Below are 15,799 nucleotides of genomic sequence, written 5' to 3'. Positions count from 1 at the left end.
GGCTAGAAGAGTTGGCCTGGCGGGCAGGTCATCACTGCGGCACATGGTCAACAGATGCTTCCTTCCAACTGTTGTCAGGATTAAAAAGCTTCATCGATTGCGCCATTTTGTCACCCTGCGGGCCCAGGTCTTTCTCGAACACTTGTCCTTCGTGGCTGATCATGAAACTCATCACTCCGGTGTCATCGTACTTTGCAGGCCACGCTACCAGAGCGAAACCGCGGCTCATCTTGTTCCCGATCAGATAGCTGTAGGCACCCCCTGGTGCGGAGGCGCCTTGTCCTTTGAGAATGCGAAAGTGGTAACCGTGCCAGTCCTCACCGACGGTCGCGTTGCCGAACAACGGGCCGAGTGGGCTGATCTGGCCAGTATTATCATCTGCCCAATAGAGCCCGTCGTGCGTCCCAGGCGTGCTGAAGATTTTCTGCGCATATTCAAGTGCACCGTCACCGTTACGATCCTGCGACGCATAGTCCATCTGGGCGTCGTGATAGGTCAGCACAGATTGGATCGTGGCAAGTTCGTCGCGGCCGATTCGACGAACACGTATTTCATCGCTGCCGGCCTTCATGTCGAACCGCCAAGTGTCTCCCACTTTGACGATCGGAATAGGTAGGGTCCAATGATCACTGCCGACCGACAGTATTGCCTTGCGATCAGTGAGTTTTTCGATGTGGTGCTGCTCGTGATATTGCTTTAAAAAAATATCAACGTCGCTGCGTTGCACCCCTTTGCGGGGAATGACGCTGCGCCAGTTTTCTCCCAGCAGCTTTGTCAGGCGCGCCGTGTCTGCGTGCTCCTTGCCAAGTGCCTTGACCAACTCTGCAGCTGCTTCTTCCGGACTTGCAAGTCCCTGCTGCGCCATCGCCACGCATGCCCATGAGAGGCCTATGAGGATCGACAGGGCAGCTGGGAGCACTTTCACCCGTAGGTTAACCCGGCCTCGGCTGTTCATCGACGTCCTCCCCTTGAACGCGCCGGGCTGGACGGCCGACTGATCTGATGGCCGGCAGATCGTGTGGCGCCCTGGCGCTGGGCCGAAGCCTGGCTGGCCCTGCCACGCGAGGCCTGCGCATCGGATCGGGTGGGTGAACCCACTCCAGCGAATGCGTTGTTACGGGCATTGCCGCGGCTGGAGACCGGTTGCTGGTGCGCTCCTTGGCGCGTTTTGGTCAGGTCCTCCCGGCGCTGATTCAATTGAGGGTCCTGTCTGCTGGATTGTGGCTTTTCGCGAATGTTCGGAGCATTACCCTGGCCTCTTTCAGCTTTTCCCGTTCTATCTGCGCCGGCCTGCATTCGATTGCCTGCCGCCATCCCGGGCTCAGCCTCGCGCATTTGGTCGCGGGCTTGCCTGTTGCTGGCAGCTGGTCTCTCGAAACCGCTTTTTTCCATGGAATTTCGAGCTTTCTCACGGGCCTGGACTCGCTGCGTATTGTCCCCTCGGTAGGCCTGACGCTGATCTGAACCGTTAAGTTGTCGGCCATAATCCTGGCGGCTTCGGTTATCTCTGTAGGGAACGCCATCGCGATGTACGGCGTTGTGCTGCCACTTGTTCTGGGTAGTGCTGATCTGATTGTTGCGATTGATGTTGTTGTAGCGATCGACGTCAATATCGATGTCGTTATTGTCCCAGTCACAGTCGCCCCATAACGAGCCAATGATCGCGACACCGGTACCGAATGCCAGCCCTGCGACCAATGCCGAACCAGGATAATAGGACGGTGGTGGGGGGTAATAGGTGGGCGGTGACGCCGGATAGGGCCAGGTGCCGTAAGTGGTTGTCGGATTGTAAGTGGGCACGTACACCACCTGCGGATCGGTGGGCTGGATGATGATGGTGGAGGACGAGCTGGCAGGAGGCAAGGACGCGGTTGTCGATGACGATACAGGCGCGGGTGCTGTCACGTTCTGCACAGTCACGTTCTGATGCTGGTTATTGGGCAGGTTGCCCGCGGCCTGTGCCTGATGCCGCAAGCGTTGCACGCTCTGCATAGTATCGTCGGGCTGCGCCAGGAAAGCGTCGCCAAGGCGCTGAACCCAAACATAGTCCTGCCCGAGAATCGCCAGCACCTGCGGGAAAGCGACCAGCGCCTGCACGCTAGGGTCCCAAGGCTGATTTGCTACTTGTTTGACTGCATCATCACCTTTGGCCTTGGGGTGCTGCTTGGACCAAGTGACGGCCTCGGACAATTCCCCCGGATAAGTGCTGGCCATGAGTATCTGGGCTAGCAGGGGGTCTGGATAAAGCGCAATGGGCGCCAGAATTTGATCCAACTGTTCCTGATTGAAGACCGCATCTTTGGCAGTCGTCGAGCTTGGTGCCTCCACTGGGGTGGCATCCACAGGCTGCGCCAGGCACCCAGGCCCATGGGAAAACAGTACGATTGATAACGCGCAGATCAATGGAATGCGCATTACGCCCTCCAAGTGGCCAGGCGGACTGGCATTAATCGGGTTCAGTCCTCATTGATAACTGATTCCCGGTGTCGGGATGCTCACGCGGGTGCCAGCCTTGCCCTGAACAATAGCTTCAATGTCCGACAACGAGCCGATTACGGCGATTTTTCCCGTCTGCCGGGCGAACTCATGAGCGGGGTTCTGCGCGTTTGAGGCGTTAGCAGCATCCCACCTGGACCGTCTTGGAATGGACTCGCGCCTGACCACAAGACCCACGGTCGGTATCTGATTGACTGTAGCTTTAAAAGACTAATGGATGGAGGAAAGCTTTCAGATTAACTGCTGATAGAACGTCCGATTGTCTGCTATTGGCCGACTGCGGCCAGTCTTGATAAAGACCATGGGCAAAGACGTTCAGTCGGCAAGATTAGTTATCTGCGCATCGGGCTGCGGAACATTCCCATTGAAGGCTACCAAGTTTTCAAGACTGGAATACCCACCATTACCTCTTATGCAGCTAGCTGCAGACGCGAGGCGGAGGTAAAGGGCCGCTCAAAGTCCTGGCGTCCCGCTGAAACTTGTGATGCTTGAGCGGGTTTTCCTTGTCCTATTCTAGCTACAAAAGGCTACCCTGCTCTGAACCTCACCGTCACTACAAACCGAGTACCGCTTTGAGGTCGATTTCTGGCGGTATCGCCGTGTTGAACTTGTACCCCTTGATCACCAGATTGTAGTGCGATGCTAAAAGGGCTTTAGCCGACTCTCCATCTTTACGCTCGAGGCAGTCGACTAGGCGGGAATGCTCATCTCGTAGCTGGCAGTAGTCGAACCCTGAACGGTACAAGGCATTTATAAGCGCTTCTTGGCGTCGAAGCTGGGTATGGATCTGGTTCAGGATGTCGTTCTGCAGGAACGATATAAGTAGCGAGTGAAACTGCCGGCCAAGCTGGTCGCCAAGATCGTGGTCGTGGGTTTCGAAGGCGACTCGCTCCTTAAGGGTATGAGCCCGTAGGGTTTCCAAATCCTTTTCACTGATGGTGCGGGTCAACTGGTCAATGACTCCGCTTTCCATGACTAGCAGCATTTGATAAAGCTGGTAGGCGTCATCGAAGGTGGGGCAGGCAACTGTTGAAGAACGTTTAGGCGAGACCACGACTAGCCGATCTTGTGACAAGCGAATCAACGCTTGCCTTACAACGGTGCGGCTAACGTCGAACAGCTCTGCAATGTCCCTCTCGTTCAGCTTGGTCCCTGGTGGTAGTCGGCGATGATAGATGGCGTCTGAAATAGCGGAAACAATTTTATGAGTAAGCATGGCACCAGCTATCGATGGATATTCGCAGCCGGGTAGCCTATCACACCGCCTTCTCCGGCGGGCTTGGCACCGTCTTGGGGAGCATCTGCAGAAAAATGGTCCGAAGAGGGGCATTTTGGTCGAAAAAGCCCGACCTGGATTAGCAGCGCAGCCCTCAAAAACCTGATCAACCAGACAGCTTTGAGATCTGGCATGAAGGATGCTTACGTACGATATGTACTGGTATACCAGAAACTCTATCTGGCTTTTCAGAGTGCTCTTCGACTACTAGCTCCTGCCGTTGCCATAACCAGGGAGCCCCACAGTGCAGGTCCGTATGAAGAACTTTCCATCCAGAAATAATGTGCGCTTCATTCCAATGCTCCTAATGGCATGCCAGCACGTCATGGTGATGTACGCAGGTGCCGTGGCGATTCCACTGGTGCTGGGTGCGGCGCTTGGGTTGTCTAAGGCCGACATCGCCTTTCTAATCAACGCCGACCTATTCGCGTGCGGGATCGTCACCATCATTCAGGCGCTCGGTGTAGGTCCTATAGGTATTCGCATGCCTGTAATGATGGGAGTAACGTTCACAGCTATCGGCCCCATGATTGCGATCGGTTCCGACCCTACAGTGGGCTTGTCGGGGATCTTTGGGGCTACCATCGCTGCTGGTTTGTTCGGCCTGGCTGTCGCGCCACTGGTGGGTAAGCTACTGCGTTTTTTTCCGCCCGTGGTGACGGGAACAGAGATCGTCGCGGTTGGACTTTCGCTGATGTCCGTAGCCGCCGCTTGGTCTGGCGGAGGCTTTGGAAATCCGGATTTTGGTCGTCCCCTCTATCTTGGTATCGCTGCTGCAGTGTTGGTCTGTATTCTGCTAATTGTGCGGTATGCCAAAGGCTTTCTGAATAACATCTCTGTACTTCTAGGGCTGGTATTCGGGTTCGCAGTGGCAGCGATGGCCGGTTTAGTAAGCCTGGAGGGGATTCAGGAAGCACCGGTGTTCGGGCTTATCAAACCCTTTCATTTCGGCGTACCGACCTTTCATATCTGGCCGATAGCAGCCATGTGCATCGTGATGCTGGTTACATTCATCGAGTCAACGGGAATGTTCATCGCCTTAGGCGAGATCGTTGAGAAACCAATGGACGAAAGAACGCTGGTCCGGGGTTTTCGTGCCGATGCTGCAGGCACCATGATTGGCGGCATATTCAACACGTTTCCTTATACCTCCTATGCGCAGAACATAGGCTTAGTCAGCATCACCGGGGTGCGCAGCCGTTGGGTTTGCGCCTGTGCCGGGATAATACTAATCGTGCTTGGATTATTTCCGAAGGTCGCGTATTTCGTCGCCTCCATACCTCCCTATGTGTTGGGTGGTGCGGGCATTGTAATGTTCGGCATGGTGACTGCCAGTGGGATGAAAGTCCTGGCTCGGGTAGATTTCAAGAAAGTAGGCAACCTGTATATCGTGGCAATCAGCCTTGCAATAGGTCTGCTGCCAGTAGTATCTCCGCACTTCTTCAGCAAGTTACCGTCTGCGTTAGGGCCTATTCTTGAAAGCCCTATTTTACTAACCGCTATCGTCGCCACCAGTCTAAATTTGTTCTTCAATGGACTAGGGGCAGCACCATCACGTCAAGGATCCGAGTCAGCTCCTGCTCAATCGCAAGTTCTGTAATAATGGATTCGAACTGATTCGTGCAGTAAGAAAGTATTGATTAACGTTTCAAAGAAATGAAGTGGTGCCTGCCTTAATGCTCCCAAGTCAGGATTGCGCTTAGCGACCGTTATCGGTCGCTTTTTTTTTACCTCTGAAACAGCCGATTATTATGGGGCGCGGGCGCACCATCAGGTTGCTTGAGAGATAAATATCCCGCACCGTAATACCCCGCCATTTAGTTATATGCTCTCGTACAGAGCAAAAACACTCTTTCATGTGTTGATTTTGCCTGTAAACTCTGCGCAATAGAACGTTTAACTGGCCCCATACTTGCTATATATAAATAGCTGATCACTCGGTCAGTTTTATATACTGGAGGTAGAATGGAAGTTCATAAATTAGTCGCTGCGGTAGGCGCTGCTGGGCTGCTGGGAATGGCATGTCTTCCATCATCTGCATTTGCAGGTATGAATTGGCATAGCGACAGCCTTACTTACCAATATGGCAAAGAATTCAAAGTTGATGCCCAGACTGTTCAGACCATAACCTATGAACATTTCAGCGATTGGTCGTGGGGCGACGTGTATTTTTTCATGGATAATAACTGGTATCCTGGAGGCGGGACCTATAATGACGGGCATCATTCTATCTACAGTGAGGCGGCCCCGCGTCTTTCACTTGGCAAAATATTCAACAGTAACCTTGCCTTCGGTCCGATCAAGGATGTGCTAATTGCAACAAGCATTGAATGGGATAAGAACGACCGGAATGGCGCACACGATCAGGTCAATTATCTGCTAGGCCCTGGGTTTGATCTCGCGCTTCCAGGCTTCGATTATTTCCAGATAAACTTCTATTACCGCAAACCAGATGGCGGCGCCGCCCCCGATGGCCAATGGCAGATTACTCCAAGCTGGGCTTATACAATTCCAATCGGACGCTCCGACCTTGTTATCGACGGTTATTTGGATTGGGTAGTCAACAATAAGGGGACCTACCATCGCAACCTGCTTTTCAATCCACAGGTGAAATACGACATTGGTAAATACCTAGGTTATGAAGCGAAGCACTTTTATGCTGGCATTGAGTACAATAATTGGTCTAACAAGTACGCTATCGAAAGCACGAAGGAATACAACACCGATCAGAATGTCACCAGTCTGATTGTGAAATATTATTTTTAACTATAGAGGGCGAACCAGGAGTTCGCCCTCCATAGTTCTGCAGACACAAAATAAAAAGGCCACCCGAAGGTGGCCTTTCTTTTGCGGTGCGTGATTATGCCGTGGCTTGGTTCACGCCGAACGTCTTGTCGAACATTGCAGCAATGTGCCCCCCTACCGTGATAGGTGCAGGGTAGGTTGTGTCAGGTTTGCGAAGTGACGGTACGACTTCAACTTCATAGTAGTAATCCAGATCGAAGAAAGTCGGGATCGAGTAACGGGCCGCGTCTTGTCGGGCGTTGAAGACCCGATGCATGGTGGAGTGATACAGGCCGTCCGTCAGCAACGGAACCATGTCTCCCAGATTCACTACGAAAGTACCATCAATGTAAGGTGCTTTCAGCCATTCACCATCGGCATTGCGAACCTCCAGACCACCTACTTCATCCTGCAGCAGCAGAGTGATTAGACCCCAGTCAGTATGCGCGCCGGCACCCAGCTGATTTTCACGCGCATCGGCCGGCTGACTTGGATAGTGAAGCATACGAGTGATAATCATCGGCTCCTTGAGACCTTCGTCAAAGAATTCCTCAGGAAGTTGCAACGATAACGCCAGCAAGCGAACCAGCTTGCGGCCGAGGAGATCCATGTAGCGCATGTAATCTTCGGTATGCTGGCGAAATCTTGGACTTCCTTCCGGCCACTGGTTGGGGCCATGGTAGGGAGTCCTGCGCATAACATGAGGATGCGCCTCGTTTAACTCTCGCCCCAGAAGGAAACCTTCCTTTAAATCGGGTGGAGACCCCTCGTCTAGGGTTTGTGCCGCAAGAGGCTCATAGCCACGCAGGCAACTCGAGTTCTTAGAGTTGATTCGCATTTTATCTTCAAGCGGGCTGCGGAAATAATCTTTGGCTACCGCAAATTGCGCCTGTTGCAGTTCTAATGGAACCCCGTGGTTTTTTATGTAAAAAAAACCGGTTTGTCGAGCCGCTTTATGAATTTCCCAAGCTACTGCCTTGCGCTTTTCGAGGTCGTGGGAAAAGCTGTCTAGCAAATCGATAACGGGAATGTTCTTTGCCACAGATGGCGGGGTGTAAATGACCATTTCCAAGCCTCATTCAGCCAAAGGTTATAGTAGCAAGGCAGTACTTACAGGTTGATCGGTTCAGCAAGTATTCTCAGGGCGCCGATGCTCCGCTCGACGCTTCCTCGTTGCCAATCCTGATTAGTGCGCTGTGTCTCCAGCAGGAAAAATTCCTGACATTACTGTAAATCCAGGAACGCGCTTAACTTCGTCCAACCACAAACGCACGGATGGATAATCTTGCAGGCATAATCCCGCTTCGTCCGCCATCGCGACATATGGAAAACAGGCGATGTCAGCAACCGTCGCATGTGCCATCGGGCATAGGTAAGTGAAGCCCCGTTGCCGCTGCATCCAAAGATGTTTATCCATGACATCCAAAAGATCGTAGGCGCGAGAACGGCAACTCTCGGCATCAAAGTCGTACATGAACAGTTCGTGCAACCGCGCTGCTGAAATGGAACCAGTTAGGTTGTCGGCAAATGCTAGCCAGATCTGGATATCTCCTAATACGTCGGGGCGATTGACCGGATACCATTGATGCGTCGAGTCATACATCGCAGCGAGATAAACCAAAATCGCCTGGGAATCACGAATGGTTTTTTCTCCATCCTCTAGCACCGGCAACTGCCCCAGCGGATTGATTTGCAAAAACGCTGGAGTTTTATGCTCCCGTCCTGGATAAAATTCTACGACCTCGGTCTCATAAACGAGACCGAGGATCGACATCATTAATCGGACTTTGAAGCAATTGCCGGACAACTCGAAATCATAAAGTTTCAACATGGGGCACCGATTAAATATTCAACACCAGCTTCTTAGAATTACAGCCTGATACACATGGCATTATTAATTTCCCACCTTCCTTCTCTTTAGCCGAAAGGTAGACATCTTCATGTTTCAAATCGCCACTGATAACAGAGGTAACACAAGCCCCGCAGACGCCTTGCTCACAGGAGTAATCTATTGTTATGCCGTGATCCAGACACGCCTTTAGAAGTGTTTGCCCCGGTTCAACGGTGAACTCCTGGCCTGTGGAATTGATCGCAACCTGATACTGGGTCGTTGTTGTGACGGGTATTGAGCCAGTGGAAGGCGTCAAACCAAAGTATTCGAAGTGAATATGCTCTGGGGTAAAACCCGCTTGCTGAGCAACCGCAGCCACCAACTCGATCATCTGTTGCGGGCCGCAAACGTACACATCGTGCTTGTCGCTATCAACCGACTCCAGCAGTTCGGTAATCGTGCGTTGGGTCCCAGGGACATCCAACCCTAGATAAGGTGGACGGCCGCTCGCCAAGGTGGCGATTCGATCTGGGAAGGCGACATGTTGCTCGCCTCGAGCCAGATAATGAAAGCTATAGGGGCGCCCAACGTGCTGCAAATGTAAAGCCATCGCCAAGATCGGTGTGACCCCGATTCCCCCCGCGATCAGCAATGCTGTACGGCCAGGTGGCTGAAGGATGAACTGGTTTCGCGGCAGTGAAACCTGGACTCGAGTACCTACTTGCACGTCGGCGTGCATGCTGCGTGAGCCGCCCCGTGAGTTCACTTCGTGCTTGACTCCGATCACCAATACGTCCCGTTCCTCGGGGGTATTCACTAATGAATACTGGCGCAGGTGTCGGGATGGCGTGAGTACGCTGATATGCATCCCCGGCTCGAGATCGAGCTCTTGTGGTTCGTCAGGCGTAAGCCAGTAAGAGTCAATGTCCGGGGTTTCACTACGGCGCGACGTAACGGTGCACCAGAACTGCTGGCTTGCCGCGGGCTTGCTCGTTTCTGCCTGAGGTGTTGCATCAGAGGCAATCAGTCGGATAGGGAGAGCCGCAACACTGCTGGTGCTCTCTTTGGTAGGCAAGAACAGCTTTCCCAGGATCTCAATGAAAGTCCATTTACGCTGCAATGAGATAGGGCGGTTAGAGTAAAGACGGGCGTGTATTACTGCTCGTCCATCTGACTCCGGCTGCACGAACAGCCGCAGGCTGTCCAATAGCCCTGCGCACGTCAGATCGATTATCAGACCGGTCGCGAGTACTTGAATCTTATCGGCACTACCCCCCAACACAGGGGCAAATAATGCAGCTGCTTCTTGTAGCAAGCCAGCCGCTTCTATGGCGTTCAGGGATACAGTTTGGCTTCGTAGATTGCTCGCTACGCTCGCATCGATCGGTGCGGTGTTGTTCGGTTTGTGTCCAGATCCTGCGGCCTCAAGCCGAGCAAAAACCACACCGTCTACTTCCGCGCACTGGAACGTGCGAACGCATGCAGTGCTAGGTTTTGCACCGGGATGTGCCGGTACAAACGAGCACTGCCCCGAGCCGCTCTCGTATTTCCAGCCGTGGTATTGGCATTTGAGCTGGTCGCCGACATTCAAGCCCAGGCTTAAACGCACACCACGGTGGGGGCAGCGATTTTCCCATACGTTAACTTCACCGGCGTCGTCACGCCAGACGGCAAGCTCCTGCCCAAGCAGACGTGTCTGGTACACATGCCTGAACGGCAAATCTTCGGAGCTAGCAATCACGTGCCATTGTTGATTCAACGAAACCATATCTCATCACCTGCTAATAGAGCTCACCCACGGGTGGTGCCGAACGTCACGTTTCTGTCTTTAAGCCAGCGTCGATAGGCACTAGAGAGTGCATCCGCTCGCACGGGCGTTTCATGCCTTGGATCAAGGGGCAAGGCCTTGGGGACTTGGTTGATCAGGATCATGATGTCCTGCCCAAAAATGCGTTGCTGAAAGTCGCGTAGCTGTTTGTCGGTGTTGATGTCGTCCAGGTAGCACATGATCGTGTGAGCGATGCAGCTCTCCTGATCCACCGGCTGCACGAAAAGTCCAAGCACATCCAAGCGGTTGGCATCGATCACACATGTTTTGTAGAGGATGGCAATGAAAGGGCGAGCTATCCGGTAGACGTATTGCATCTCCACCGGCTCACTCGCAGCGGCTGATCCCTTGGGCTGCGGGAAACGGCAATTGACCGCTAGAATTTCATCAGCCGCTTCATCTATTTCTACATCGTAAGCGGCGACCTCAGTCAGGGGCTCCGCGCCAAGAATGTCGGTATGAACAAACGGAAAATGCGCCATGTCGAGAAAGTTCTCGATGACCCTCAGCCCTGACGTAGCCACTCGGATCGAACCGGCGCTGACTACTCTGCGGTCCGCTTCCGCGAACTCCGGTATTGCGATGACGTCCCTAGGGTTATCGCTCAGCGACACCCAAAGCAGACCATAAATGTTCTTGGACGCTAGCTTCGCCGTGTGATCTGCCAGCCCGGCGGATACAACGTCATCCGTAAGTTGGTACCAGATCGCCGTACCCAAAATTCGAGTGTGGTACTTCCGGCCGCTGACTGTCTCGGCCAGCGCCCCGACGGGATACCAGTCGTCGATTACAAAGCTGTTTTCTACGTGCATGGAAATGCCTTCTGCAGCCCGGCGCACTGTGGAATCACCGGGCCAGTCAGGGTTATTGAGCCCGGTACTGGGCAACGAATTCGGTAGGTGAAACAGCACTGCGGGCTTGATGGACAGCTGCACGCTCGGCATACAGCTCACGAACGAAGTTCGCGTAGGCGCAGCTGTCAGCGAACATGTTGTATTTCCAGCCTAAGCCGTAGGCGTTCAGATTGATGTTGTCGATGGTCATCAGCGACAGTGAGGTGTCGTCACTTTGCAGATACGCGTCGATGACTTTGCGGGTCACTTCTTTGGTGCAAGCCAACTTGTGCGCATGCCACATATCGGTGTGCCATTCCCCCTTGGCCGGACGCTCGAATGGGTACTGAATAGATCGACCTGGGCGGTCAATGCCTTTCGCATCCCAAGGGCCAGTCTCAAAGCCCCACCAATTCAATGGGCCGTTGGGTGCCGCTGGCCTCATCTGCGCCCAATGCACTAGGTTGCGGCTAAGCCATTGATCTGCGTAGCTGTCGGAATTGAACGGGTCGAGCATCGCGATGGCCTCGTTATCTCCGCGCATCTGTGAAACTGCGTGCTCGACCTCGTTTTCAATCTTGAAAATGCAGTGGCTGTAATCCATGGCCATGTTGAATGGCACACCGCGAGCCTCCACCATATCGGCTACTTCCAGCACCCGCCGGTAGTCTTCAGACCACATGTCGACGTGGTTTTCGAAGGTGATGATCACCCCAGATTTGGTAGCGTACTCATAGGCGTCGAGGTAGCAGGCAACCACTTCCTCATTGGTGACGTAGTGCCCGTCCTTGTGTTTGGCCCAAACCATGAAGTTGTGGTACTTGCCGCCTACTTCAACGGTGAGATCTAGGTTTTCCCTGATGAGTGCCTCATCGAGCCCCAAGGTGTAGCAGCCACTGCCTGACAGAACCGGCAGATCGTAGAGTTGGCTGCCCTTGATGTACTCGTCCAGCTCCTGACGGTTGTTCGGGATACGGTCGATAAAGTCCCAGACTTGCGCTTCCTTCACCAGCTTGAACTGCTCGAGGATGGGCAGTTCGACCAGGGAAACCGGTCGCTCCACGGACGACGCTTGAATGCCGAGGCCGGCACATCCCAGCTTGAACATCTTTTTCATGTGTTGATCCCCTATCGCGCAAGCCAGAGTCAAAAGCCATTGGCTGTCATTATCAGATTTTATGGCTTTCCAGACATTCAATCTGGTATACCAGTTGTACCGATGTCAAAGCACGTCCTGTGCCAATTCACTTGATTGGTACGGTCAGCCCTTTATTTGACTGCTCGGACAACTTTTTGATGAAAGGGTCCAAAGACGTTTGACTAGGCTCACAGCTCCAAAGAGGTGCGCTAATCTCCATTTGCGACTCAGATTGGTGCGCTGATAATTCGGATGTCTGCTTGGACAAGCGTGCTAACTCCAGTCTTTGCCCTAGCATCGCTTGGGCTGAAGATCTCTAAGCCCGCATAGTGATTTCAGGTATTACCAATGGCTCGCCGTTTAAAGTTTCACTCAGTTGCGGTCACCTACTTCGACATGGTCCGCCGCTGCGCGTCCATCCGCGAAGCCGCGCGGCGCTTGAATGTCGCCTCATCAGCGGTAAACCGTCAGATACTTAAGCTCGAAGATGACATTGGTGCGCCCCTGTTCGATCGGCTCAATTCCGGACTCCGATTGACGCCCGCCGGCGAATTATTCGCGCGTCACATTGGTGTGGTCCTGCATGACGTTGAAAGGCTGCGCGCAGAGTTTGACGCGATGGAGGGGCTGCGTGCTGGGCATGTAGAACTGGTAACGGTAGAGACGCTCGCGGTCGACCTCTTACCAACGGTGATGGAGATAATGCATCAGCGTTATCCGAGGGTGACCATTGGGGTTTCGCTATGCGGCGCCCAAGGCATTCCTGACGCTATCGTGACGGGAGACGCTGACCTTGGCTTGGCGTTTGCGCTGCCCAGACACGAAGAACTTCAGCAGCTCGCACTCGGGCATTTTCGACTTGGAGCAATCGTGCCCCCAGGGCATCCATTGGGCGCAAGAGTTCAAGTCAGTTTCGGTGCATGCGCCGATTATGATCTCATCCTTGGCAAACCTGAGTTATCGACTCGCCACCGATTGGCGGCCCTGCTGAAGGCAGCGAATATTCCAGGCAAAGCCCGGATAGAGTCTGGCTCACTCGAACTTGCTAAGCAGATGGTGCTCCGGGGCCGTGGCATCGCCTTTCAGACCAGATTTGGTATTGAGGCGCAATTGGAGGCGAAGCTGCTCAAGATGCTGCCGCTCACGGATGGCGGCGGGGTTTTTTGCGATCTTGGGTTGTATATGCGGGCAGGACGTTACATCCCGACTGCCGTTGACGCCTTTGCCAGAATTCTCGCAGATGAGATTTTGCTCCGCGAGCGCCAAGAGGCCCTTGATTACGGGGCTCTTGGCTAGTGCTGCCAAAAAAGCATCAGCTAGAGCGATATTCGATGCTTTTCGTATGCGGCTCAACCGATGACACTAAAAGTATTCAAGCAGGAGTTGCTCCCATGGCAAACGCTCAACTCGTACCAACAACCATTGAAATCTCCGATACTGCGGCATCGCTGCCGATCATCGATATGTCCGGGCTGCGCTCATCGAACCACGCGGTACGCGCCAAGGTTGGCCGGCAAATCGGTGAGGCTTGCCGCGATAAAGGGTTCTTCTATGTGACCGGTCACGAGATATCTTCGGACCTCCAGCAGCGAGTCATCGACCAAGCAGCGAAGCTGTTTGCACTGGCATCCGAAGAAAAAGCCAAGGTTGATAAGTCGCTCTCTCAAGCAAATCGAGGCTACGAGCCGCTACGCAATCAGGTGCTTGAGGCCGGGGCGCCTGCCGATGTCAAAGAGGGATTTTATATCGGGCAGGATAAACCACTGGACCACCCTGATGTGTTGAACGGTAAGTTCAACCAAGGTCCAAACCTCTGGCCAGAAGCCTTGCCTGAGTTTCGTGCGACGATGGAGCAGTACCAATGGGAGCTGGAGGCTGTAGCGCAACTGCTGATGCAAGGTGTCGCGTTGTCCCTGGGTCTTCCTGAGCAGCACTTTGCCGGCTTCTGCCACGACGCGATGACGACCTTGCGGTTGCTCCATTATCCGCCCCAGTCGCCTTCGGCAGCACCTGGTGAAAAAGGTTGCGGAGCACACACCGATTGGGGCGGCCTGACGCTACTGCTACAGGACGATAATTCGGGGTTGCAGGTTTGGGATCAGGAAAGTGACGGCTGGATTTGGGCAATGCCTGTGCCTGGTTCCTACGTGGTGAACATAGGCGACCTGATTGCACGCTGGACCAATGATCTGTACCGCTCAACCTTGCATCGGGTGGTCAATTTGTCAGGGAACGAGCGCTACTCAGTGCCCTATTTCTATTCTGGAAACGTTGATCACAAGATCGAATGTATCCAAGAATGCCTGGCTCCAGGAGAGTCGCCTAAGTACCCGATGATCACCGTCGAGGATCACTACAAAAACATGTTCCGCAAAACCTACGCCATGTAATGCGGTATGCACGGCCAGCGCGATCGCGCTGGCCCTGATCCAGCCCTTCTGACAATACCCCGCACGGAGCTTTTGGCGACGATGAAAACACTTGCGCTTAAAAAATGGCTACTGGGGATGGTCACTGGTATGGGCTTGACGGCAGCTTTTGCGAGCTACGCCGCGGACCCGCTGAAAGTGGGTTTCGTGTACACCGGCCCCGTTGGGGATCACGGTTGGACCTATCAGCATGAGCAGGCGAGGTTGCTACTCGAACAAACACTGGGAAACAAGATTCAGACAACGTTTGTGGAAAACGTCGCCGATGGAGCCGACTCAGAACGAGTCATCCGCAACATGGCGAAGAGTGGCTACGACCTGATATTCGGTACGTCCTTTGGGTACATGAATCCTATGGCGAGCGTTGCCAAGCAATTTCCAAAGGTTACGTTTGAGCATGCCACGGGATATAAGCGCGGCAAGAATCTCGGTACCTACCTCTCGACTTCGTATGAGGGACGCTACGTCGCAGGCTATCTTGCCGCGAAGATGACCAAGACGAAGACGATTGGTTATGTCGCATCGTTTCCAATCCCCGAAGTCCTACGCGATATAAACGCAGTTCAACTGGCCCTTAACAAGTACAACCCAGGGGCGCAGGTTAAGGTCATCTGGTTGAACGCATGGTTCGATCCTGGCAAGGAAGCAGATGCCACCAATGCACTGATCGATCAAGGCGCCGACGTGATCTTCCAGCACACCGCGAGCCCAGCACCGATTCAGACAGCAGAGCGAAGAGGTGTGTTTGCCGTGGGTTATGCCTCAGACATGGCCAAGTTTGGCCCGCATTCTGTGTTGACGTCGATTGTGTATGACTGGGCGCCATTCTATATACGTACCACCCAGTCGGTACTTGACGGCACCTGGAAGGAAGCGGACTACTGGGGCGGCCTCTCTGACGACGCACTGCATATGCCGGTCAGCGATCTGGTCCCTGCAGCCTACAAGGCTGAAGCTCAGGCAATTATCGCATCCATCAAGACTGGAGCCTTCCACCCCTTCGATGGACCACTGCTGGACCAGACGGGCCAAGTTCGAATTGCTGAAGGGGTAAAAGCCAGCAATGCCGATCTCGCCAGCATGAATTTTTACGTCCAAGGTATCACTGCAGATTTGCCGAATTAATCAAGGGTGAGGAGCGCAATGCACGTCTACCGTTAGCATCGTGAAACCATGAAAAAGCC

At 53.6% G+C, this 15,799-nt stretch carries 13 protein-coding genes and 1 pseudogene; 5 read left to right on the top strand and 9 right to left on the bottom strand.

All coding sequences use genetic code 11. The annotated features are described in order from the left end of the window. Window positions 1–31: 31 nt before the first annotated feature. From ORL50_RS28295 to ORL50_RS28280, 4 genes and pseudogenes are all read right to left on the bottom strand, one after another. Window positions 32–955 carry a DUF2950 domain-containing protein gene (locus ORL50_RS28295; protein ID WP_266019953.1) on the bottom strand — a complete coding sequence of 308 codons (924 nt, stop codon included), beginning with the start codon at window positions 953–955 and terminating at the stop codon, window positions 32–34. Then, entirely contained in the window at window positions 952–2,415 is a 1,464-nt protein-coding gene (locus ORL50_RS28290; RefSeq protein ID WP_266019951.1) for a DUF3300 domain-containing protein, read from the bottom strand. Before ORL50_RS28290 ends, ORL50_RS28295 begins: the two co-directional genes overlap by 4 nt. A 48-nt stretch (window positions 2,416–2,463) precedes the next feature. Beyond that, a pseudogene (locus ORL50_RS28285) lies at window positions 2,464–2,592 on the bottom strand (carbamate kinase); the annotation flags it as partial. 457 nt (window positions 2,593–3,049) lie between these two features. Further along, on the bottom strand, window positions 3,050–3,712 hold the full coding sequence (locus ORL50_RS28280) for a GntR family transcriptional regulator (RefSeq protein ID WP_266019949.1): 663 nt from the start codon (window positions 3,710–3,712) through the stop codon (window positions 3,050–3,052). Window positions 3,713–4,028: 316 nt separating this feature from the next. Between ORL50_RS28280 and ORL50_RS28275 the strand changes: the two genes are divergently transcribed. Together ORL50_RS28275 and ORL50_RS28270 are read left to right on the top strand one after the other, a co-directional pair. Next, window positions 4,029–5,372 carry a nucleobase:cation symporter-2 family protein gene (locus ORL50_RS28275; RefSeq protein ID WP_266019947.1) on the top strand — a complete coding sequence of 448 codons (1,344 nt, stop codon included), beginning with the start codon at window positions 4,029–4,031 and terminating at the stop codon, window positions 5,370–5,372. 365 nt (window positions 5,373–5,737) lie between these two features. Continuing rightward, window positions 5,738–6,538, top strand: a complete 801-nt coding sequence (locus ORL50_RS28270; protein WP_266019945.1) for an outer membrane protein OmpK — start codon at window positions 5,738–5,740, stop codon at window positions 6,536–6,538. A gap of 94 nt (window positions 6,539–6,632) precedes the next feature. Here the strand turns inward: ORL50_RS28270 and ORL50_RS28265 are convergent, their stop codons facing one another. From ORL50_RS28265 to ORL50_RS28245, 5 genes are all read right to left on the bottom strand, one after another. Next, window positions 6,633–7,622 (bottom strand): isopenicillin N synthase family dioxygenase, encoded by a 990-nt coding sequence (locus tag ORL50_RS28265; RefSeq protein ID WP_131672088.1) that lies wholly within the window; start codon window positions 7,620–7,622, stop codon window positions 6,633–6,635. A 120-nt stretch (window positions 7,623–7,742) separates the two neighbouring features. Further along, entirely contained in the window at window positions 7,743–8,387 is a 645-nt protein-coding gene (locus tag ORL50_RS28260) for a glutathione S-transferase family protein (protein WP_266019942.1), read from the bottom strand. 10 nt (window positions 8,388–8,397) lie between these two features. Further along, window positions 8,398–10,155, bottom strand: coding sequence for a Rieske 2Fe-2S domain-containing protein (locus tag ORL50_RS28255; protein WP_266019940.1), 1,758 nt, complete (start codon window positions 10,153–10,155; stop codon window positions 8,398–8,400). A 23-nt stretch (window positions 10,156–10,178) separates the two neighbouring features. Continuing rightward, window positions 10,179–11,027 (bottom strand): aromatic ring-hydroxylating oxygenase subunit alpha, encoded by an 849-nt coding sequence (locus ORL50_RS28250; RefSeq protein WP_131672090.1) that lies wholly within the window; start codon window positions 11,025–11,027, stop codon window positions 10,179–10,181. Window positions 11,028–11,079: 52 nt separating this feature from the next. Beyond that, the gene (locus ORL50_RS28245) at window positions 11,080–12,165 is read right to left on the bottom strand and encodes an apurinic/apyrimidinic endonuclease family protein (RefSeq protein ID WP_131672091.1); all 1,086 of its coding nucleotides are present in this window, start codon (window positions 12,163–12,165) and stop codon (window positions 11,080–11,082) included. A 369-nt stretch (window positions 12,166–12,534) separates the two neighbouring features. On the opposite strand from ORL50_RS28245, the gene ORL50_RS28240 reads away from it, so the two are divergent. The 3 genes from ORL50_RS28240 (at window position 12,535) to ORL50_RS28230 (ending at window position 15,740) form a co-directional block, all read left to right on the top strand. Beyond that, window positions 12,535–13,482, top strand: coding sequence for a LysR family transcriptional regulator (locus tag ORL50_RS28240; protein ID WP_266019936.1), 948 nt, complete (start codon window positions 12,535–12,537; stop codon window positions 13,480–13,482). 95 nt (window positions 13,483–13,577) lie between these two features. Beyond that, a complete protein-coding gene (locus ORL50_RS28235; RefSeq protein ID WP_266019934.1) occupies window positions 13,578–14,576 on the top strand; it encodes an isopenicillin N synthase family dioxygenase in 999 nt (332 codons plus the stop codon). Between the two features lie 81 nt (window positions 14,577–14,657). Further along, the gene (locus tag ORL50_RS28230; RefSeq protein ID WP_266019932.1) at window positions 14,658–15,740 is read left to right on the top strand and encodes a BMP family ABC transporter substrate-binding protein; all 1,083 of its coding nucleotides are present in this window, start codon (window positions 14,658–14,660) and stop codon (window positions 15,738–15,740) included. The last annotated feature ends 59 nt before the right edge of the window (window positions 15,741–15,799 follow it).

Source organism: Pseudomonas sp. RIT-562 (assembly GCF_026241895.1).
In the GTDB taxonomy this organism is placed as follows: domain Bacteria; phylum Pseudomonadota; class Gammaproteobacteria; order Pseudomonadales; family Pseudomonadaceae; genus Aquipseudomonas; species Aquipseudomonas mandelii_F.
The sequence above is the reverse complement of the archived record's forward strand: the minus strand, read 5'-3'. Positions and strand labels throughout refer to the sequence as shown.

Coding starts and splice junctions, on each gene's coding strand:
- ORL50_RS28295 (WP_266019953.1), bottom strand. CDS start 955: ATGAACAGCCGAGGCCGGGTTAACCTACGGGTGAAAGTGCTCCCAGCT.
- ORL50_RS28290 (WP_266019951.1), bottom strand. CDS start 2,415: ATGCGCATTCCATTGATCTGCGCGTTATCAATCGTACTGTTTTCCCAT.
- ORL50_RS28280 (WP_266019949.1), bottom strand. CDS start 3,712: ATGCTTACTCATAAAATTGTTTCCGCTATTTCAGACGCCATCTATCAT.
- ORL50_RS28275 (WP_266019947.1), top strand. CDS start 4,029: ATGAAGAACTTTCCATCCAGAAATAATGTGCGCTTCATTCCAATGCTC.
- ORL50_RS28270 (WP_266019945.1), top strand. CDS start 5,738: ATGGAAGTTCATAAATTAGTCGCTGCGGTAGGCGCTGCTGGGCTGCTG.
- ORL50_RS28265 (WP_131672088.1), bottom strand. CDS start 7,622: ATGGTCATTTACACCCCGCCATCTGTGGCAAAGAACATTCCCGTTATC.
- ORL50_RS28260 (WP_266019942.1), bottom strand. CDS start 8,387: ATGTTGAAACTTTATGATTTCGAGTTGTCCGGCAATTGCTTCAAAGTC.
- ORL50_RS28255 (WP_266019940.1), bottom strand. CDS start 10,155: ATGGTTTCGTTGAATCAACAATGGCACGTGATTGCTAGCTCCGAAGAT.
- ORL50_RS28250 (WP_131672090.1), bottom strand. CDS start 11,027: ATGCACGTAGAAAACAGCTTTGTAATCGACGACTGGTATCCCGTCGGG.
- ORL50_RS28245 (WP_131672091.1), bottom strand. CDS start 12,165: ATGAAAAAGATGTTCAAGCTGGGATGTGCCGGCCTCGGCATTCAAGCG.
- ORL50_RS28240 (WP_266019936.1), top strand. CDS start 12,535: ATGGCTCGCCGTTTAAAGTTTCACTCAGTTGCGGTCACCTACTTCGAC.
- ORL50_RS28235 (WP_266019934.1), top strand. CDS start 13,578: ATGGCAAACGCTCAACTCGTACCAACAACCATTGAAATCTCCGATACT.
- ORL50_RS28230 (WP_266019932.1), top strand. CDS start 14,658: ATGAAAACACTTGCGCTTAAAAAATGGCTACTGGGGATGGTCACTGGT.